The sequence below is a fragment of the Streptococcus oralis genome (genome assembly GCF_016028255.1).
GTDB lineage: Bacteria > Bacillota > Bacilli > Lactobacillales > Streptococcaceae > Streptococcus > Streptococcus oralis_AC.
In genome coordinates, this window is record NZ_CP065707.1 from 417,479 (window position 1) to 436,405 (window position 18,927).

The following is an 18,927-nucleotide window of genomic DNA, read 5'->3' on the forward strand; positions in this document are numbered from 1 at the left end:
AGATGTTAGAACACGATATTGAAAAAATCCTCGTTTCACATGATGAGATTACAGAAGCAGCTAAAAAGCTAGGTGCGCAACTAACAAAAGAATATGAGGGGAAAAATCCAATTCTTGTTGGAATTTTGAAAGGATCAATTCCTTTTATGGCTGAATTGGTCAAACATATTGATACGCATATTGAGATGGACTTCATGATGGTATCTAGCTACCATGGTGGAACAGCAAGTAGTGGTGTGATCAATATCAAGCAAGACGTAACTCAAGATATCAAGGGAAGACATATTCTATTTGTAGAAGATATCATCGATACAGGTCAAACTTTGAAGAATTTGAAAGATATGTTTATTACAAGAGAGGCAGCTTCGGTTAAAATTGCGACTTTGTTGGACAAACCAGAGGGACGTGTTGTTGAAATTGAAGCGGATTATACTTGCTTTACTATTCCAAATGAGTTTGTAGTAGGATATGGTTTGGACTACAAAGAAAATTATCGTAATCTTCCTTATGTTGGAGTGTTGAAAGAGGAAGTTTATTCAAATTAGAAAGATCTATCTTTAATGAAAAAACAAAATAATGGTTTAGTTAGAAATCCATTTCTATACTTGTTAATTATCTTCTTCCTTGTAACAGGGTTCCAGTATTTTTACTCTGGAAATGCTGCTGGAAAAAGTGAAAAAATTAACTATACAGAATTGGTAAAAGAAATTACAGCCGACAATGTAAAAGAATTGACCTATCAGCCAAATGGTAGCATCATTGAGGTGTCTGGTGTTTATAAAAATCCTAAGACTAGTAAAGAAGAAACAGGGATTCAATTTTTCACTCCTACTGCTACAAAAGTAGAAAGATTCTCAAGTACCATTCTTCCGTCGGATTCAACAGTTTCAGAATTGCAAAAGCTTGCTTCTGAACATCAGGCTGAGGTTACAGTCAAACATGAGAGTTCAAGTGGCATGTGGATCAATATCCTTGTTTCTGTTGTGCCATTTGCTATTCTCTTCTTCTTCCTATTCTCTATGATGGGAAATATGGGAGGAAATAATAGTAGAAATCCAATGAGTTTTGGACGTAGCAAGGCCAAAGCTGCTAACAAAGAAGATATCAAGGTACGATTCTCAGATGTTGCAGGTGCCGAGGAAGAAAAACAAGAATTAGTCGAAGTTGTTGAATTCCTAAAAGATCCAAAACGATTTACAAAGCTTGGTGCGCGTATTCCTGCGGGTGTTCTTTTGGAGGGGCCTCCCGGGACAGGTAAAACCTTACTTGCTAAGGCAGTTGCTGGAGAAGCAGGAGTTCCATTCTTTAGCATTTCAGGTTCTGACTTTGTAGAAATGTTTGTCGGAGTTGGTGCAAGTCGTGTTCGTTCTCTTTTTGAGGATGCAAAAAAAGCAGCGCCAGCCATCATCTTTATCGATGAAATTGATGCTGTTGGTCGTCAACGTGGTGTCGGTCTCGGTGGAGGAAATGATGAACGTGAACAAACCCTGAACCAGCTCTTAATTGAAATGGATGGTTTTGAGGGTAATGAAGGAATTATTGTTATCGCTGCGACGAACCGTTCAGATGTTCTAGATCCAGCTCTTCTCCGTCCAGGACGTTTTGATAGAAAAGTCTTAGTTGGTCGCCCTGATGTTAAAGGTCGTGAAGCAATCTTGAAAGTTCACGCTAAAAATAAACCTCTGGCAGACGATGTTGATTTGAAACTAGTTGCCCAACAAACACCAGGTTTTGTGGGAGCTGACTTAGAAAATGTTCTAAACGAAGCAGCCTTAGTTGCTGCTCGTCGCAACAAATCAATCATTGATGCTTCAGATATTGATGAGGCAGAGGACAGAGTGATTGCTGGACCATCTAAGAAAGATAAAACAGTATCACAAAGAGAACGTGAATTGGTTGCTTATCATGAGGCTGGACATACCATTGTTGGTTTAGTACTGTCAAATGCCCGTGTTGTTCATAAAGTTACCATCGTACCACGTGGACGTGCAGGCGGATACATGATTGCACTTCCTAAAGAAGATCAAATGCTTCTATCTAAAGAAGACATGAAAGAACAATTAGCAGGTTTGATGGGTGGTCGTGTAGCTGAAGAGATTATCTTTAATGTCCAAACGACAGGAGCTTCAAATGACTTTGAACAAGCTACACAGATGGCGCGTGCAATGGTCACTGAATACGGTATGAGTGAAAAACTTGGCCCAGTTCAATATGAAGGTAATCATGCTATGTTTGGTGCACAAAGTCCTCAAAAATCAATTTCAGAACAAACAGCCTATGAGATTGATGAGGAAGTTCGTTCATTATTGAATGAGGCACGAAACAAAGCTGCTGAAATTATCCAATCAAATCGTGAAACCCACAAACTGATTGCAGAGGCATTGTTGAAATACGAAACATTGGATAGTACTCAAATTAAATCTCTTTACGAAACAGGAAAAATGCCTGAGACAGTAGAAGAGGAATCACATGCCCTATCTTATGATGAAGTAAAATCAAAAATGAGTGAAGAAAAATAACCCCAGAGAGACCTTGTCTCTCTTTTTATGTGCTGTTGAGGGAGGAAGAAGTATAGAATAGAGAAAGTAGCCTCAGGGGCTCGCGCATTTTGTTAAACTAAATGCAGAAAGGAGAGGTCTATGAATCTGAAAGAACTATACGAAGAAAGCAAGGGGATTGTCCATAAGTGCCGCAAAGAATACCATTTACATCTGTGGGAGAAAGAGGACTGGGACCAGGAGGGGATGATGTGCCTGTATGAGCTGGTCAGTCACCATCCAGAGTTACTAGTTGGTGAACGTCGCCGATTATATGTGTGCTTTAAAACCAAATTCCGCAATCGCATCCTAGACTACATCCGTAAACAGGAAAGTCACAAGCGCCGTTTCGACAAAGAGCCTTATGAGGAGGTGAGTGAAATCAGCCATCGCCTAGGAGAAAAAGGACTGAGACTGGATGATTATTATCTCTTTCATGAGCTTCTAAAGAATTACAAGGCAAGTCAGGGGAAAGAAAAACAAGAACAACTAGAACGTCTGATGGGAGGAGAATGTTTCAAAGGACGCAAGGCACTTCTAGGAGAATTAAGAGTGGTATTGAGTGATTTTAGATAAACTGAAAATAGGCAAAAAATCCCTTGACAAAGTTTGAAAAGTAGGTATAATAGAAAGAGTTGAAAAGCTCAAGGTCCGTTGGTCAAGGGGTTAAGACACCGCCTTTTCACGGCGGTAACACGGGTTCGAATCCCGTACGGACTATGTGTGTATCGCAGGGACGAAAAAAGTAAAAAAAGTTTCAAAAAAGTGTTGACATAGGTCAACAGCTGTGATATACTAATATAGTTGTCGCTTGAGAGAGATTGAGTGACAAAGACCTTTGAAAACTGAACAAGACGAACCAATGTGCAGGGCACTATAACAAAGGTTATAGTACTGAACAATGAAAAAAACAATAAATCTGTCAGTGACAGAAATGAGTGAGAACTCAAACTTTTAATGAGAGTTTGATCCTGGCTCAGGACGAACGCTGGCGGCGTGCCTAATACATGCAAGTAGAACGCTGAAGGAGGAGCTTGCTTCTCCGGATGAGTTGCGAACGGGTGAGTAACGCGTAGGTAACCTGCCTGGTAGCGGGGGATAACTATTGGAAACGATAGCTAATACCGCATAATAGCAGTTATTGCATGATAACTGTTTGAAAGGTGCAATTGCACCACTACCAGATGGACCTGCGTTGTATTAGCTAGTTGGTGGGGTAACGGCTCACCAAGGCGACGATACATAGCCGACCTGAGAGGGTGATCGGCCACACTGGGACTGAGACACGGCCCAGACTCCTACGGGAGGCAGCAGTAGGGAATCTTCGGCAATGGACGGAAGTCTGACCGAGCAACGCCGCGTGAGTGAAGAAGGTTTTCGGATCGTAAAGCTCTGTTGTAAGAGAAGAACGAGTGTGAGAGTGGAAAGTTCACACTGTGACGGTATCTTACCAGAAAGGGACGGCTAACTACGTGCCAGCAGCCGCGGTAATACGTAGGTCCCGAGCGTTGTCCGGATTTATTGGGCGTAAAGCGAGCGCAGGCGGTTAGATAAGTCTGAAGTTAAAGGCTGTGGCTTAACCATAGTACGCTTTGGAAACTGTTTAACTTGAGTGCAAGAGGGGAGAGTGGAATTCCATGTGTAGCGGTGAAATGCGTAGATATATGGAGGAACACCGGTGGCGAAAGCGGCTCTCTGGCTTGTAACTGACGCTGAGGCTCGAAAGCGTGGGGAGCAAACAGGATTAGATACCCTGGTAGTCCACGCCGTAAACGATGAGTGCTAGGTGTTAGACCCTTTCCGGGGTTTAGTGCCGCAGCTAACGCATTAAGCACTCCGCCTGGGGAGTACGACCGCAAGGTTGAAACTCAAAGGAATTGACGGGGGCCCGCACAAGCGGTGGAGCATGTGGTTTAATTCGAAGCAACGCGAAGAACCTTACCAGGTCTTGACATCCCTCTGACCGCTCTAGAGATAGAGCTTTCCTTCGGGACAGAGGTGACAGGTGGTGCATGGTTGTCGTCAGCTCGTGTCGTGAGATGTTGGGTTAAGTCCCGCAACGAGCGCAACCCCTATTGTTAGTTGCCATCATTCAGTTGGGCACTCTAGCGAGACTGCCGGTAATAAACCGGAGGAAGGTGGGGATGACGTCAAATCATCATGCCCCTTATGACCTGGGCTACACACGTGCTACAATGGCTGGTACAACGAGTCGCAAGCCGGTGACGGCAAGCTAATCTCTTAAAGCCAGTCTCAGTTCGGATTGTAGGCTGCAACTCGCCTACATGAAGTCGGAATCGCTAGTAATCGCGGATCAGCACGCCGCGGTGAATACGTTCCCGGGCCTTGTACACACCGCCCGTCACACCACGAGAGTTTGTAACACCCGAAGTCGGTGAGGTAACCTTTTAGGAGCCAGCCGCCTAAGGTGGGATAGATGATTGGGGTGAAGTCGTAACAAGGTAGCCGTATCGGAAGGTGCGGCTGGATCACCTCCTTTCTAAGGATAAGGAACTGCGCATTGGTCTTGTTTAGTCTTGAGAGGTCTTGTGGGGCCTTAGCTCAGCTGGGAGAGCGCCTGCTTTGCACGCAGGAGGTCAGCGGTTCGATCCCGCTAGGCTCCATTGGTGAGAGATCACCAAGTAATGCACATTGAAAATTGAATATCTATATCAAATAGTAACAAGAAAATAAACCGAAACGCTGTAGTATTAAAAGAGTTACTGACTGAAAGGTCAGAAAATAAGGTTAAGTTAATAAGGGCGCACGGTGGATGCCTTGGCACTAGGAGCCGAAGAAGGACGTGACAAACGACGATATGCCTTGGGTAGCTGTAAGTAAGCGATGATCCAGGGATTTCCGAATGGGGGAACCCAACAGGTACTACCTGTTACCCATATCTGTTAAGGATGTGAGGAGGAAGACGCAGTGAACTGAAACATCTAAGTAGCTGCAGGAAGAGAAAGCAAAAGCGATTGCCTTAGTAGCGGCGAGCGAAACGGCAGGAGGGCAAACCGAAGAGTTTACTCTTCGGGGTTGTAGGACTGCAATGTGGACTCAAAGATTATAGAAGAATGATTTGGGAAGATCAGCCAAAGAGAGTAACAGCCTCGTATTTAAAATAGTCTTTGTACCTAGCAGTATCCTGAGTACGGCGGGACACGAGAAATCCCGTCGGAATCTGGGAGGACCATCTCCCAACCCTAAATACTCCCTAGTGACCGATAGTGAACCAGTACCGTGAGGGAAAGGTGAAAAGCACCCCGGGAGGGGAGTGAAATAGAACCTGAAACCGTGTGCCTACAACAAGTTCGAGCCCGTTAATGGGTGAGAGCGTGCCTTTTGTAGAATGAACCGGCGAGTTACGATATGATGCGAGGTTAAGTTGAAGAGACGGAGCCGCAGGGAAACCGAGTCTGAATAGGGCGCATTAGTATCATGTCGTAGACCCGAAACCATGTGACCTACCCATGAGCAGGTTGAAGGTGCGGTAAGACGCACTGGAGGACCGAACCAGGGCACGTTGAAAAGTGCTTGGATGACTTGTGGGTAGCGGAGAAATTCCAAACGAACTTGGAGATAGCTGGTTCTCTCCGAAATAGCTTTAGGGCTAGCGTCGACATTAGAGATTCTTGGAGGTAGAGCACTGTTTGGGTGAGGGGTCCATCCCGGATTACCAATCTCAGATAAACTCCGAATGCCAAAGAATTATGGTCGGCAGTCAGACTGCGAGTGCTAAGATCCGTAGTCGAAAGGGAAACAGCCCAGACCACCAGCTAAGGTCCCAAAATAATTGTTAAGTGGAAAAGGATGTGGGGTTGCACAGACAACTAGGATGTTAGCTTAGAAGCAGCTATTCATTCAAAGAGTGCGTAATAGCTCACTAGTCGAGTGACCCTGCGCCGAAAATGTACCGGGGCTAAAACAATTTACCGAAGCTGTGGATACCTTTATAGGTATGGTAGGAGAGCGTTCTATGTGTGATGAAGGTATACCGTGAGGAGTGCTGGAACGCATAGAAGTGAGAATGCCGGTATGAGTAGCGAAAGACAGGTGAGAATCCTGTCCACCGTAAGACTAAGGTTTCCAGGGGAAGGCTCGTCCGCCCTGGGTTAGTCGGGACCTAAGGAGAGACCGAAAGGTGTATCCGATGGACAACAGGTTGATATTCCTGTACTAGAGTATGTAGTGATGGAGGGACGCAGTAGGCTAACTAAAGCAGACGATTGGAAGTGTCTGTCTAAGCAGTGAGGTGTGATATGAGTCAAATGCTTATATCTATAACATTGAGCTGTGATGGGGAGCGAAGTTTAGTAGCGAAGTTAGTGACGTCACACTGCCAAGAAAAGCTTCTAGCGTTTAAACATACTCTACCCGTACCGCAAACCGACACAGGTAGTCGAGGCGAGTAGCCTCAGGTGAGCGAGAGAACTCTCGTTAAGGAACTCGGCAAAATGACCCCGTAACTTCGGGAGAAGGGGTGCTGACTTTACGTCAGCCGCAGTGAATAGGCCCAAGCAACTGTTTATCAAAAACACAGCTCTCTGCTAAATCGTAAGATGATGTATAGGGGGTGACGCCTGCCCGGTGCTGGAAGGTTAAGAGGAGTGCTTAGCGGTAACGCGAAGGTATGAATTGAAGCCCCAGTAAACGGCGGCCGTAACTATAACGGTCCTAAGGTAGCGAAATTCCTTGTCGGGTAAGTTCCGACCCGCACGAAAGGCGTAATGATTTGGGCACTGTCTCAACGAGAGACTCGGTGAAATTTTAGTACCTGTGAAGATGCAGGTTACCCGCGACAGGACGGAAAGACCCCATGGAGCTTTACTGCAGTTTGATATTGAGTGTCTGTACCACATGTACAGGATAGGTAGGAGTCTATGAGATCGGGACGCCAGTTTCGAAGGAGACGTTGTTGGGATACTACCCTTGTGTTATGGCCACTCTAACCCGGATAGGTTATCCCTATCGGAGACAGTGTCTGACGGGCAGTTTGACTGGGGCGGTCGCCTCCTAAAAGGTAACGGAGGCGCCCAAAGGTTCCCTCAGAATGGTTGGAAATCATTCGCAGAGTGTAAAGGTATAAGGGAGCTTGACTGCGAGAGCTACAACTCGAGCAGGGACGAAAGTCGGGCTTAGTGATCCGGTGGTTCCGCATGGAAGGGCCATCGCTCAACGGATAAAAGCTACCCTGGGGATAACAGGCTTATCTCCCCCAAGAGTTCACATCGACGGGGAGGTTTGGCACCTCGATGTCGGCTCGTCGCATCCTGGGGCTGTAGTCGGTCCCAAGGGTTGGGCTGTTCGCCCATTAAAGCGGCACGCGAGCTGGGTTCAGAACGTCGTGAGACAGTTCGGTCCCTATCCGTCGCGGGCGTAGGAAATTTGAGAGGATCTGCTCCTAGTACGAGAGGACCAGAGTGGACTTACCGCTGGTGTACCAGTTGTCTTGCCAAAGGCATCGCTGGGTAGCTATGTAGGGAAGGGATAAACGCTGAAAGCATCTAAGTGTGAAACCCACCTCAAGATGAGATTTCCCATGATTTTATATCAGTAAGAGCCCTGAGAGATGATCAGGTAGATAGGTTAGAAGTGGAAGTGTGGTGACACATGTAGCGGACTAATACTAATAGCTCGAGGACTTATCCAAAGTAACTGAGAAAACTTAGCGTATGGTTTTTCTAATTATTTGATAGATATTCAATTTTGAGTAGGTATTACTCAGAGTTAAGTGACGATAGCCTAGGAGATACACCTGTACCCATGCCGAACACAGCAGTTAAGCCCTAGAACGCCGGAAGTAGTTGGGGGTTGCCCCCTGTGAGATATGGAAGTCGCTTAGCTTTTATCCGCCATAGCTCAGTTGGTAGTAGCGCATGACTGTTAATCATGATGTCGTAGGTTCGAGTCCTACTGGCGGAGTCAGATAAAAAGAACACCATTGGTGTTCTTTTTCTTTATGTGACTATTAGTCCGTCTCGCTCCGTAAGGTGCGAGACAAATAAACCACCCGCTATGCGGGTGCGCATCGAAGGTTATACCAAAAAAACTCCAAACGCGATACAATAAAGGTGTTCAAGCCAATTGTAAAGCGAAAGGAGAAAAATATGGCACAAAAGGCACATAGTTTATCACACACAAAGTGGATGTGTAAATATCACATTGTGTTCACTCCTAAGTATAGACGAAAAGTGATCTATAATCAATATCAAAGTAGTTTGGGAGAAATATTCCACCGATTATGTAGTTATAAAGGTGTTGAAATTATCGAAGGTCACTTGATGCCTGATCATGTACATATGTTAGTAAGTATTCTACCAAGGCAAAAGTGCACTCATGATGTTTGATAAACACGCCAACCTCAAGTACAAGTTTGGGAACCGGCATTTTTGGGCAGAAGGTTATTATGTGAGCACAGTAGGGCTTAATGAAGCCACAATTAAGAAATATATTCAAGATTAAAGAAATTATCCAGTGGATGATTTCTTCACGAGTATGAAAATTCGAGAACGAGTAAAGCATGATATAGCACTAGATAAATTAAGTGTAAAAGAATATGAGGATCCCTTTAGGGATAGTGGTAAGTAGTACCAAAGTCTCTTTAAGAGGCAAGTGACGAGTCAAGAGCAATGAGGCTTGAACAACGTGAAAGCCAGCGTCTTTAGGCGCTTGCTGGTAATTTGGGCTTATAGCCCTGGTGCAAACCACCCGTTAGACGGGTAGTTATGATTTTATAAATGAAGTAAACTTCTCAAAATTCAAAACTTAATTTTGGCATCTATAATTACCTTTATATTTTATTTTTAGTTAGTTTAGCTTTAAATTCTTCTTTTATAGGATTTGAAGCTTCTTTAGTTCGTTTTTCTGTTAAACTAGTGTTAATAATAAGAAAGGGATTTTTTATATGCTTCAAAAATTTTATGAACGAGCATTTGTCTTTTTGAAACTAGTTGAACAAGAATATGTTTCTTTATGTCAGAGTTCTGCTGAGTGGGAATCACTTCATCTTCGGTTTTTACTATATTACTTAATCCGATTTAAAATAAAAAGTGATAGGGACTTTTCACTATATCACTTTAAAACAGCTTATCGTCTATATCTAGATAAATTCCTGCAAGGTGGTACAACTCTTATCCAATAAGAAACACATATATTACGAACAATAATCTGTATTGATTTTATATTTTGTAGGATTTTGTTTAATTTTTAAGGTTTTGAATTTTGTTATTTACAGAAATTCCAAATCTTTTCCAGTGTTTCTTCTTGATAAAATGGTCTTTTTTTCTTATAATAAATTGTAAGATATAATTGCAGGTGAGACTCCTGCCATGTATATGAGAAAGGGAGAGCCTAGTGGCTCAGACAAGATTATGACTTCAGTTGTTGTTGTAGGTACCCAATGGGGCGATGAAGGTAAAGGGAAAATTACAGATTTTCTTTCAGCTAATGCAGAGGTGATTGCTCGTTACCAAGGTGGTGATAATGCTGGTCACACAATTGTGATTGATGGCAAGAAATTTAAGTTGCACTTGATTCCATCAGGTATTTTCTTCCCTGAAAAAATTTCAGTTATTGGGAATGGGATGGTTGTGAACCCGAAATCTCTTGTGAAAGAGTTGAGCTATCTTCATGAGGAAGGTGTGACAACTGATAACTTGCGTATTTCTGATCGTGCACATGTCATTTTGCCATATCATATTGAATTAGACCGTTTGCAAGAAGAAGCTAAGGGCGACAATAAAATCGGGACTACTATCAAGGGTATTGGCCCAGCCTACATGGATAAAGCTGCTCGTGTAGGGATTCGAATTGCAGATCTTTTGGATAAGGATATTTTCCGTGAACGCTTGGAACGGAATCTTTCGGAAAAGAATCGTTTGTTTGAAAAATTGTATGACAGTACCCCTATTTCAATTGATGATATTTTTGAAGAGTACTATGAGTATGGCCAACAAATCAAGCAGTATGTGACAGATACATCCGTTATCTTGAACGATGCACTTGATAACGGCAAACGTGTGCTTTTTGAAGGTGCACAAGGTGTCATGTTGGACATTGACCAAGGTACTTATCCATTTGTTACTTCTTCAAACCCTGTCGCTGGTGGTGTGACAATTGGGTCTGGTGTTGGTCCAAGTAAGATTGACAAGGTTGTAGGTGTATGTAAAGCCTACACAAGTCGTGTAGGAGATGGACCTTTCCCAACTGAGTTGTTTGATGAAGTGGGAGATCGCATTCGTGAAGTAGGTCATGAATACGGTACAACAACTGGTCGTCCACGTCGTGTGGGTTGGTTTGACTCAGTTGTGATGCGTCACAGCCGTCGTGTATCTGGGATTACCAATCTTTCATTGAACTCTATCGATGTTTTGAGCGGTTTGGATACTGTGAAAATCTGTGTGGCCTATGATCTCGATGGTCAACGTATCGACCACTACCCAGCTAGTCTTGAACAGTTGAAACGTTGCAAACCTATCTACGAAGAATTGCCAGGGTGGTCAGAAGACATCACAGGAGTTCGTAATTTGGAAGATCTTCCTGAGAATGCGCGTAACTATGTTCGTCGTGTGAGTGAATTGGTTGGCGTTCGTATTTCGACATTCTCAGTAGGTCCTGGTCGTGAACAAACCAATATTTTAGAAAGTGTTTGGTCTTAAGAAAATTTTTAAGATTTATTTAAGACAGGTCGGGTATACTATAGACAGTTACAAGAAGACCTCCTAACTTGTTGTAACAAATATCCTAAACTTTTCTTTTTCATAATAATCTCCCTTAACTCCACCCAATCAGGTGGAGTTTTTTTGCTTTATTTCAAGCTTTTCGGGAATTTCCTAAACATCGTTTTCCGATAAATTTCGGTAGTTTTTGGAATTTGGTCGGGGAATTTTCGGGGACTTTTTTAGCGAATATGACTAAGAAATAGGTCTGTTGTCGCTTCGGCTAATTCGTCCTCAACCTGATTATACCGATCCGTCATATAAACTTTTGTATGGCCTAGCGCCTGGCTTAATTGTTCAAACGGAACCCCTGCAATAATGCTTTGAGTCGTGAAGAAGTGGCGCATCATGTGAGGTGTTACATGCAATCCTATTGCTTCATTCACTAGATTGAAGTTTCTATTTAGCTGGTTTGGATTGATGAGACCACCTTTCTCGTTGATAGTTATATAATCCTTGTGCTGTTCCTTGATAATACCTAACTTTCGCTTAATTTTAGAAGCTTCAGCTATCAGATAATAGATAAGGTCTGTTCCGATATCATCTAGGCAGATATAGCGCTCTGAATCCTTCGTTTTAAGCCCTCCTTTCCCTTTCAAGGTCTGGTTGCTTCGACTATCTCTAAGATGCAGTATAGCCCGTCCATTGTCGTTCTGAGTGACGTCCATCGGGCGCAATCCAAAGACTTCTCCTCTTCTCAATCCAAAAATGGTCAGATAGGTAAGAGCGTAGAATTGTTTTGGCATAATCTCTTCTGCCTTTGCTATCCAAGTCTTGAACTCTTTGAGAGTCACTTTCTTGTTAGCTGCAGGGATATCACTCTGGCCGATGAAAACACCTTTCAAGCGATTTGAGAGCAGATTACCATTTTTCACGGCATCATTCAGCACTGCCATGAAGCTGGAATTGAGGGTTTGAACAGTGTATCTTGTATGGTTTTGCAACTTGTCAGCGATAAAGAGTTCATACTCATTTCTATCCAGGTTTTTAAGCAGAACAGAACCAAACTTTGGTTTAATATGGTTTTTATAGAGGTTGTCATTAAGGTAGTAGGAAGTGTCATTCCAGCGCCCTGTTGACAATCTCTTTTCAGAATAGATATCCCAATACTGATCGAGAGTCAGATTAGTATTGATACCTAATTCTTGTTCTTGGATTTGTTGCTCAAGCTCTACCAAGGCTGCACGAGCTTGTGGAAGGGTTGTGAGACCACTTTTACTTTTTTCTCTTTTTTTACCTCGGAAGAAAAAAGAACGTCTGACATAGTAACGCTTTCCTTTGGCAGTCTCATAGTAATAGATATTTGGGTATTTTGTTTTATTATATTTCATTGTATTCTCCTTGTTTATCGGCTTCTGGACAAGGTCTAAACATTGAGAATATTGACATCACCCCTTTCATGGTGTAAAATAGGGTATAGAAAAGAGGCCTTTTTAATGGCTGATTTTTTATAAGGGTGAGCTTCACAATCAAACTTTGGCGAGGGCGATTGTGGGGCTTTTTGCTATTTTATGTTGAATATTTTCATTTTACCCTTATGCTCACTAGCTATTTGAGTTTTATCTTTATCAGATACATAGACGAGTAGCTCAGGAATGTCTTTTTGTGCATCAATTTTATAATCTTTTTCTTCGGCCCATTTTTCAAAAAGAGTGTTTTTAGCCTTCAGAAATTCATTTGTGATATAAACTTTTCGACTAATACTTTCATATTTCCAACCTTCCCCAAGTCTTACAGAAACAAATTTATCATCTCCGCCTGGGATAAAGTCAACTTTTTTTCCGTTGTCAAAAATTTGAGCATTATCCTTAAAGTATAACGCAAAATCCTCACCTAAACTTTTTGTCATTTTAAACTGATTATTTTTAGAAGATTGTTGCTTCGTAAGGGCATTCACTCCACCAATTGCTAAGATAATGACCAATATCCCAAACCAAAATTTTTTGTAAAAAGGTTTATAATCTTTTTCTTTTTTCATAACATCTCCTTAAATTATATTTGCTAAATTATAATATTCCTCTTTTACCATGATTTCATTTGTCACGGTTTTTAGATCGTAGTAGGACATGAATTTGAGGTAATCAAACTCTTTAGGGTCGTCTAAGCTTTCTATCGCGTCTTTTACGAGATGATGAATCATATTTCTATCAGCTTCGTTTTCACAGCGCAGGCGAGCGTTCTGGTACTCTGAGCGTGTATGGTCCTTGTGTCCTAGTTCATGAAGTAGGACCTTAACCCTCTCTTTTTTACTAAGTTTACTTGATAAGAAAGCCGTATTGGTTTCTTTTTCGTAAAATCCAAGTTCATCAGGCATCAAATCTCCATCAAAATCGAAAATACGAATCTGAAAATGACTTATAATTTCTTTTTCGGTCACTAAGCAGTACCTCTAATCACCAGCTTCTTTGAGATAACCTTCAATGATAGACTGGATGATTTTCTTCTTTTCGTCTGTTAATTCTCGACCGCCAAACATCATGACATTAGATGCCATTTCTTCAACGTTTAGAGTCTTACCTTCCCATTTGTAGTCATGACTACCAGCGATTGCTGGGTTATCCGTGCGACCAAGTAAATAATCTGTGGACACGTTGAAGTAGTCAGCAATCATTGAAACTCGTTCAACATTTGGTGTGGATTTCTTCATGTTATAAATTGTATTTCTGCTAAAACCTAGTTTTTCTTCAAGTTTATTTAATGAAATACCTTGTTTGTCAGCCAATTCTTTTATTTTTTCAAATGTGAAAAACATTGATACATCAACCTTTCTAAGGCATGACAAAAAATATTCAATAAATTTACTACAAAACCGTTGACAAATGTTAGTAAATTTACTACAATAGTTTTTGTAAGCTAAAGAGTTAGCGAACAAGACAACTAAAAAATAAAGCCTAATGAAACTGATTGGCGTCCGTTTTCTAGGTAGAACCTTACTTTTTAGTAGGTCTTTTCTCTATGTTTTGATTTTAATAAATTTATTTATCAATGTCAAGAAATTCGCTAACTTTTTAGATAATTTTTTAAAAGGAGGTCAGGGATGAACGAAGAAGACCTGAAAGAATTATTGGAACTCTTAGCGACAGATTATGGGCGAGGGTATCTAAATGGAGTAATTGGGGGACTTTCAATGCTTTTGAAAATTTCAAAAGAAGCAGAGAAATATAGAAAGGAAAAATATGAGTAAAGAACTAAAGATAATCAAGGCTAAAATCAAAACTCGTTTGATTGAGCTAGATATGACTCAAGCCGAGTTGGCAAAACAAGTATTCGTCGCACCTTCGGTCATTTCAGAACTGCTGAAGTATGGCAAAGGAAGTGATTATGTGAAAGAAAAAGTCGTAGATATTTTGGGTATTGAAAACCCTTGGAGAAATCACTGAGAGGTCCATACATGCAAGCGAAAATAATACTGAATTGGCAGAAGAAAAATCACCAACTTAGTCAGATGATGATCGATAGTCTTGAGGGACTAGATGTTTGGGAAACTATTTTAACACTAGGAAAAGTAAGAAGAGGAACATTATGAACGAAATTTTTAATTTTCACGGACAGGAAGTCCGTACTTTGACAATTGATAACGAGCCTTGGTTCGTTGGGAAGGATGTTGCAGACATCCTAGGATATAGCAAGGCTAGAAATGCAATTGCTCTTCACGTTGATGAAGAGGACGCCCTAAAACAGGGCATCCCTACTAGTGGCGGAACACAGGATATGTTGATTATCAACGAATCTGGGCTCTACTCTCTCATTCTTTCAAGTAAGCTTCCTCAAGCCAGAGAGTTTAAGCGTTGGGTGACATCAGAGGTCTTGCCAGCTATTCGCAAGCAGGGCGGATTTATCCGTGAGGATTTGGACGAAGATGCCTTTATCGCTCTTTTTACTGGTCAGAAGAAATTGCGTGAGCAACAGGCGACCATGCTAGAAGATATTGACTATCTCAAAAGTGAGCAACCGATTCATCCAAGCTATGCTCAGTCGCTACTGAAGAAGCGCAAGGCTCGGGTTGTGGCTTGCTTGGGTGGTATTGACAGTCCAGCTTACGCTGATAAGATTTTCGCTCAGTCGGTATTTAGACAAGCTGAGATTGACTTTAAAGACCACTTCAACATTAGTCGCTATGACTTGCTACCGAAAAAATTTGCAGACGCTGCTCTTGCTTACTGGATGACGTGGGAGCCAAGCACAAACACTAAGATGAAAATCATGAAATTGAACTCATTTGACGAAGTGTAGAGAGGGGAAGAAGATGGACAATGTTCTAGTTTCACTATCTGACTGGATTAAATCCATTATCAAGGACACAATCACAAGATTGGTTGAGATAGAAAAAGATAGTGATCACTATCCAGAGCTGATGGATGTGAGCACTACCTGCGACTTTCTAGGCATCAACTATGACACGTTTTCAAATAATTATCGTTACATGAAGGGATTTCCAAAGGAATTACCTGGCAAAAAATGGTCAAAAAGAGCCATTAAGGAATGGCTCTCAAATCAACTATAATAACTTTACTAAAAGGCTTCTGGACAAGGTCTTAGCAAAATTATTTGATTTTATTATAACACAAAAAGAGGATAAAAAAACATGAAAAATTTACAAATTATCGCAGTATGCACAGTAGTTTCAGTAGTCTTGATTGAATCACTGATTATGAATATCAAGCTTAAAATGGCCATGAGACCGAAAAAGAAGATTCAATTTCAAGCGCCACAAATCGAAAAAGGGTTTATTGACTTTAAAACAGGTCGCCGTGTTGACATTGATCCCGTGACACGAAAAGAAACATTTGTGGATTAGTAGAGAAACGGAGGGTATCAATGGTAGTTAAAAACAAGCGATACTACTGGATTCAACTTGCTCAAGATTTTTTTAAATCTAAAGAAATGAAATTGCTTCGTAAGATTGCAGGTGGCGATACGCACACTATCATCTATCTCAAAATGATGTTGATTAGTTTAGAGGATGGCGGGCACATCTACTATGATGGACTCGCTGACAATCTAGCTGAAGAAATCGCTCTTGTCATTGATGAGAATGTTGAAGATATTAAAATCACTTTGATTTTCTTGGAGAGTAAGGGCTTGCTGACTAGAAAAAATGATAGGGTTTATTTCTTAGAGCAAGTTCCTGAGATGGTAGGTAGTGAAACCGCAAGCGCCAGAAGGGTTCGCAAGTCTCGTGAAAACAAAAGGGTGTTACATTGTAACAACGATGTAACAAAGTGTATCGGAGATATAGATATAGATATAGAGATAGATACAGAGATAGAGAAAGATATAGATGAAAATCCAGTCGCACTCATCGTGGAAGAATATCAATCTCGTATCGCTCCGTTAGATGGAACTCAATTTGAACTCTTGAAAGAGTTCATCACATTAGATGGCATGGAAGCAAAGGTTGTCTTGAAAGCAATTGGTCTTGCTGCTGATAATGGTAAAAGGAACTTTAGTTATATCAGAGCGATTTTGACCAATTGGAAGAACGATGGAGTTTTGACGATTGCAGCAGTCGATGAACGTGAGCGAGCGTACAAAGAAAGCAAAAACAGCAAACGTCCAGGTAATCAGAAATCAAATGTTCCTGAATGGTCACAACCAAACTATGTCAATAAGACTAGTGACGAGACCAAAAAGGACCTTGAGAAGAAGAAACAAGAAATGCTAGAAAAACTAGAGAAAGGAATAAAGTGATGTTCATTTTGAAACACGGAACAAAAGAAGAAAAACCGTACTTGAGGGCTGTCACAATCGGTGTGACTGGAATTGATATCTCGTTTTCAGAAGAAAGGGGAGCTATTCGGTTTGTCTCTCGTGCAGTTGCAATGCAGGTGGGCAAGGCGCTTAGATCATTTGGAAATTTCTATGTGATTCAGGTGAAGGGATGATTGGAGGTATCGATCATAAAGAAAATGACAGTCTGGGCACTCTTCGATAGTGGGAATGGTTCTTACTTCAAGGGTGCTAACTCTCTGAATAGTTCGGGGGGGGGGCGAATATTGAAATCTATTCAATCGGAATGGATATAGAAAACAAGAACAATCATTTTATAAATCTGGACCTTGCTGATTACAAACGTTTATTTGGAGATAACAGGCTCTTTGACGTGTTAGACAAATTACCAAAACCTGATCTTATAATAGCTAGTCCACCATGTGAAAGTTGGTCAAATGCTTCTGCAATGGAAAATGGGAATGCGTGTTGGAAACGCAATGATGTGTCTGACAGCTTGTTTGCTCCACAAGTAAGACCTTCACCGTTCACGATCAGGGCAAATCAGGATTACGAGTCAGCCTATATAAATTATCAGTATGACAGGCAATTTTTAAAAAGAGTCAATGGCGAGCTAACAGCTTTCAACACAATAGAAATCATAAAAAGATATAGACCACAATTTTGGGTTATTGAGAATCCTGCTGCTGATAGACTGTGGCCTTACATTGAGGATATTATTGGATTCAGAATTCCATACAAAAATCTAGCTAGATACAATAATTATGATTATCCTTTACAAAAACGGACGATTTTTGGAAGCAACATTGAACTTAATCTTAAAAATAAAATTATCAAGCAGGATATCGAGTGGAAAAACTTCTCAAAATCATACAACGAGAGATCTAATATACCTGAAAAATTGGTGTCAGAAATATTCAAAAAAATTTACAAGGAGTTTAGTAAAGATGATTGAACTCTACTTCATTTATAACGGTCACCGCAAGACACTCATTGGGAGTTTTGGCCACATACATAGCGCAATCAACGAATTAAAGAAACATCAAGCTAGTTACTCAGCAATCAGTCATCCACAATTTCGGAAAAGCATGAGTGGTGAGAACATCAGGATTGAATACGGAGCAGTTGGTTGCTACTACTTGATTACTAGGAAAACGGAGGGAAAATAAGATGAATACAAAAATGAATTTGGAAGAAAAGGTTCAACAGTGGTTTGTTGATAGAAATCTACATGAAGCGAATCCTGTCAAACAATTCTTGAAGCTGATGGAAGAGTCTGGTGAATTGTTTGAGGGCATTGCAAAGGATAAATCTGAACTGATTTACGATGCGCTTGGAGACATTCAGGTGGTTTTGATTGGACTTGATCAACAGATTAAGAATGGTGCTCAGATTTCAGCCAATCAACAGGAACTTGAATTGTTGCTGATGGTTTCTAGTTTAGGGAACATCGCTCAAAAACTATACGCTCATGTCTGTCACAATGAAACACAAATTCCGTTAATCAAAGCAGACTTGATGTTTCTTGATAGCGTGATTAGTACGGTTTCATTTTGCAATGGAACTACAGCTGAAAATTGTTTAGAAGAAGCTTATGAAGTCATCAAGGACCGCAAAGGAAAGATGATTGACGGGGTGTTTGTGAAAGAGGAGGATTTGTAAAATGAAAAAATTAGGAATTATTTTAGGTTCTGTATTTGTAATCGTTGTATCGCCATTTGTAGTTCAGTACGGATGGAATGAAATTATCACAACAATCATTCCAGTTGGTAAAATTACAGTCTGGCAAGCATTAGGGATGGATGCACTACTATCTTTCATCTGGCCTGTATTATCCAGCAAAAAAGAATCTGAAGAGGATTATTCATATGCTGTAAAAAGCAGTATTTCAAAAATCATTACATGTGCATTTTTGATATGGTTAGCTAGTTTGTTCTTGTGAG

Annotated in this window: 18 protein-coding genes, 3 tRNA genes, 3 rRNA genes and 2 pseudogenes; 22 read left to right on the plus strand and 4 right to left on the minus strand. The window is 41.2% G+C overall.

Annotation, left to right across the window (positions count from 1 at the left end):
* Window positions 1-2 precede the first annotated feature (2 nt).
* The 12 genes and pseudogenes from hpt (at window position 3) to I6G42_RS02070 (ending at window position 11,194) form a co-directional block, all read left to right on the plus strand.
* Window positions 3-545 (plus strand): hypoxanthine phosphoribosyltransferase, encoded by a 543-nt coding sequence (gene hpt, locus I6G42_RS02020; protein WP_038804792.1) that lies wholly within the window; start codon window positions 3-5, stop codon window positions 543-545.
* A 15-nt stretch (window positions 546-560) separates the two neighbouring features.
* Entirely contained in the window at window positions 561-2,519 is a 1,959-nt protein-coding gene (gene ftsH / locus I6G42_RS02025; RefSeq protein WP_038804793.1) for an ATP-dependent zinc metalloprotease FtsH, read from the plus strand.
* Window positions 2,520-2,639: 120 nt separating this feature from the next.
* Window positions 2,640-3,113 (plus strand): sigma-70 family RNA polymerase sigma factor, encoded by a 474-nt coding sequence (locus tag I6G42_RS02030; protein WP_197906202.1) that lies wholly within the window; start codon window positions 2,640-2,642, stop codon window positions 3,111-3,113.
* 72 nt (window positions 3,114-3,185) lie between these two features.
* A tRNA-Glu gene (locus I6G42_RS02035) sits at window positions 3,186-3,257 on the plus strand.
* Window positions 3,258-3,490: 233 nt separating this feature from the next.
* Window positions 3,491-5,037, plus strand: a 16S ribosomal RNA gene (locus I6G42_RS02040).
* 51 nt (window positions 5,038-5,088) lie between these two features.
* Window positions 5,089-5,161 (plus strand) — tRNA-Ala (locus tag I6G42_RS02045).
* Window positions 5,162-5,283: 122 nt separating this feature from the next.
* Window positions 5,284-8,187: ribosomal RNA gene (locus I6G42_RS02050) — 23S ribosomal RNA — on the plus strand.
* Window positions 8,188-8,264: 77 nt separating this feature from the next.
* Window positions 8,265-8,380, plus strand: a 5S ribosomal RNA gene (gene rrf, locus I6G42_RS02055).
* The 16S, 23S and 5S rRNA genes sit together here with 3 tRNA genes alongside, the layout of an rRNA operon.
* A gap of 5 nt (window positions 8,381-8,385) precedes the next feature.
* Window positions 8,386-8,459 (plus strand) — tRNA-Asn (locus I6G42_RS02060).
* Between the two features lie 185 nt (window positions 8,460-8,644).
* A pseudogene (tnpA, locus tag I6G42_RS02065) lies at window positions 8,645-9,125 on the plus strand (IS200/IS605 family transposase).
* 316 nt (window positions 9,126-9,441) lie between these two features.
* Window positions 9,442-9,678: a sigma(X)-activator ComW gene (gene comW / locus I6G42_RS10000; RefSeq protein ID WP_038804352.1), complete on the plus strand. Its 237-nt coding sequence runs from the start codon at window positions 9,442-9,444 to the stop codon at window positions 9,676-9,678.
* A gap of 229 nt (window positions 9,679-9,907) precedes the next feature.
* Window positions 9,908-11,194: an adenylosuccinate synthase gene (locus tag I6G42_RS02070; protein ID WP_038804379.1), complete on the plus strand. Its 1,287-nt coding sequence runs from the start codon at window positions 9,908-9,910 to the stop codon at window positions 11,192-11,194.
* Window positions 11,195-11,436: 242 nt separating this feature from the next.
* Here the strand turns inward: I6G42_RS02070 and I6G42_RS02075 are convergent, their stop codons facing one another.
* The 4 genes from I6G42_RS02075 to I6G42_RS02090 form a co-directional block, all read right to left on the minus strand.
* On the minus strand, window positions 11,437-12,585 hold the full coding sequence (locus I6G42_RS02075; RefSeq protein ID WP_038804351.1) for a tyrosine-type recombinase/integrase: 1,149 nt from the start codon (window positions 12,583-12,585) through the stop codon (window positions 11,437-11,439).
* 173 nt (window positions 12,586-12,758) lie between these two features.
* On the minus strand, window positions 12,759-13,232 hold the full coding sequence (locus tag I6G42_RS02080) for a hypothetical protein (protein WP_038804350.1): 474 nt from the start codon (window positions 13,230-13,232) through the stop codon (window positions 12,759-12,761).
* Between the two features lie 9 nt (window positions 13,233-13,241).
* Window positions 13,242-13,631 carry an ImmA/IrrE family metallo-endopeptidase gene (locus I6G42_RS02085; protein ID WP_038804349.1) on the minus strand — a complete coding sequence of 130 codons (390 nt, stop codon included), beginning with the start codon at window positions 13,629-13,631 and terminating at the stop codon, window positions 13,242-13,244.
* Window positions 13,632-13,643: 12 nt separating this feature from the next.
* Window positions 13,644-14,006 (minus strand): helix-turn-helix domain-containing protein, encoded by a 363-nt coding sequence (locus I6G42_RS02090; protein WP_038804348.1) that lies wholly within the window; start codon window positions 14,004-14,006, stop codon window positions 13,644-13,646.
* A 285-nt stretch (window positions 14,007-14,291) separates the two neighbouring features.
* On the opposite strand from I6G42_RS02090, the gene I6G42_RS02095 reads away from it, so the two are divergent.
* From I6G42_RS02095 to I6G42_RS02140, 10 genes and pseudogenes are all read left to right on the plus strand, one after another.
* A complete protein-coding gene (locus I6G42_RS02095) occupies window positions 14,292-14,438 on the plus strand; it encodes a hypothetical protein (protein WP_173390506.1) in 147 nt (48 codons plus the stop codon).
* Window positions 14,431-14,634, plus strand: a complete 204-nt coding sequence (locus I6G42_RS02100) for a transcriptional regulator (protein WP_038804347.1) — start codon at window positions 14,431-14,433, stop codon at window positions 14,632-14,634. The genes I6G42_RS02095 and I6G42_RS02100 overlap by 8 nt, the downstream gene beginning before the upstream one ends.
* Window positions 14,635-14,776: 142 nt before the next feature.
* The gene (locus tag I6G42_RS02105) at window positions 14,777-15,487 is read left to right on the plus strand and encodes an ORF6C domain-containing protein (RefSeq protein WP_038804346.1); all 711 of its coding nucleotides are present in this window, start codon (window positions 14,777-14,779) and stop codon (window positions 15,485-15,487) included.
* A 13-nt stretch (window positions 15,488-15,500) separates the two neighbouring features.
* A complete protein-coding gene (locus tag I6G42_RS02110) occupies window positions 15,501-15,758 on the plus strand; it encodes a hypothetical protein (protein ID WP_038804345.1) in 258 nt (85 codons plus the stop codon).
* An 81-nt stretch (window positions 15,759-15,839) separates the two neighbouring features.
* The gene (locus I6G42_RS02115) at window positions 15,840-16,052 is read left to right on the plus strand and encodes a hypothetical protein (protein ID WP_038804344.1); all 213 of its coding nucleotides are present in this window, start codon (window positions 15,840-15,842) and stop codon (window positions 16,050-16,052) included.
* 20 nt (window positions 16,053-16,072) lie between these two features.
* A complete protein-coding gene (locus I6G42_RS02120) occupies window positions 16,073-16,945 on the plus strand; it encodes a phage replisome organizer N-terminal domain-containing protein (RefSeq protein ID WP_038804343.1) in 873 nt (290 codons plus the stop codon).
* On the plus strand, window positions 16,945-17,139 hold the full coding sequence (locus tag I6G42_RS02125; RefSeq protein ID WP_038804342.1) for a hypothetical protein: 195 nt from the start codon (window positions 16,945-16,947) through the stop codon (window positions 17,137-17,139). The genes I6G42_RS02120 and I6G42_RS02125 overlap by 1 nt, the downstream gene beginning before the upstream one ends.
* Before the next feature lie 24 nt (window positions 17,140-17,163).
* Window positions 17,164-17,939, plus strand: a pseudogene (locus I6G42_RS02130) (DNA methyltransferase).
* Between the two features lie 215 nt (window positions 17,940-18,154).
* Window positions 18,155-18,646: a MazG-like family protein gene (locus I6G42_RS02135; RefSeq protein WP_038804340.1), complete on the plus strand. Its 492-nt coding sequence runs from the start codon at window positions 18,155-18,157 to the stop codon at window positions 18,644-18,646.
* A 1-nt stretch (window position 18,647) separates the two neighbouring features.
* A complete protein-coding gene (locus I6G42_RS02140; RefSeq protein WP_038804339.1) occupies window positions 18,648-18,926 on the plus strand; it encodes a hypothetical protein in 279 nt (92 codons plus the stop codon).
* Window position 18,927 lies beyond the last annotated feature (1 nt).

Coding starts and splice junctions, on each gene's coding strand:
- hpt (WP_038804792.1), top strand. CDS start 3: ATGTTAGAACACGATATTGAAAAAATCCTCGTTTCACATGATGAGATT.
- ftsH (WP_038804793.1), top strand. CDS start 561: ATGAAAAAACAAAATAATGGTTTAGTTAGAAATCCATTTCTATACTTG.
- I6G42_RS02030 (WP_197906202.1), top strand. CDS start 2,640: ATGAATCTGAAAGAACTATACGAAGAAAGCAAGGGGATTGTCCATAAG.
- comW (WP_038804352.1), top strand. CDS start 9,442: ATGCTTCAAAAATTTTATGAACGAGCATTTGTCTTTTTGAAACTAGTT.
- I6G42_RS02070 (WP_038804379.1), top strand. CDS start 9,908: ATGACTTCAGTTGTTGTTGTAGGTACCCAATGGGGCGATGAAGGTAAA.
- I6G42_RS02075 (WP_038804351.1), bottom strand. CDS start 12,585: ATGAAATATAATAAAACAAAATACCCAAATATCTATTACTATGAGACT.
- I6G42_RS02080 (WP_038804350.1), bottom strand. CDS start 13,232: ATGAAAAAAGAAAAAGATTATAAACCTTTTTACAAAAAATTTTGGTTT.
- I6G42_RS02090 (WP_038804348.1), bottom strand. CDS start 14,006: ATGTTTTTCACATTTGAAAAAATAAAAGAATTGGCTGACAAACAAGGT.
- I6G42_RS02095 (WP_173390506.1), top strand. CDS start 14,292: ATGAACGAAGAAGACCTGAAAGAATTATTGGAACTCTTAGCGACAGAT.
- I6G42_RS02100 (WP_038804347.1), top strand. CDS start 14,431: ATGAGTAAAGAACTAAAGATAATCAAGGCTAAAATCAAAACTCGTTTG.
- I6G42_RS02105 (WP_038804346.1), top strand. CDS start 14,777: ATGAACGAAATTTTTAATTTTCACGGACAGGAAGTCCGTACTTTGACA.
- I6G42_RS02110 (WP_038804345.1), top strand. CDS start 15,501: ATGGACAATGTTCTAGTTTCACTATCTGACTGGATTAAATCCATTATC.
- I6G42_RS02115 (WP_038804344.1), top strand. CDS start 15,840: ATGAAAAATTTACAAATTATCGCAGTATGCACAGTAGTTTCAGTAGTC.
- I6G42_RS02120 (WP_038804343.1), top strand. CDS start 16,073: ATGGTAGTTAAAAACAAGCGATACTACTGGATTCAACTTGCTCAAGAT.
- I6G42_RS02125 (WP_038804342.1), top strand. CDS start 16,945: ATGTTCATTTTGAAACACGGAACAAAAGAAGAAAAACCGTACTTGAGG.
- I6G42_RS02135 (WP_038804340.1), top strand. CDS start 18,155: ATGAATACAAAAATGAATTTGGAAGAAAAGGTTCAACAGTGGTTTGTT.
- I6G42_RS02140 (WP_038804339.1), top strand. CDS start 18,648: ATGAAAAAATTAGGAATTATTTTAGGTTCTGTATTTGTAATCGTTGTA.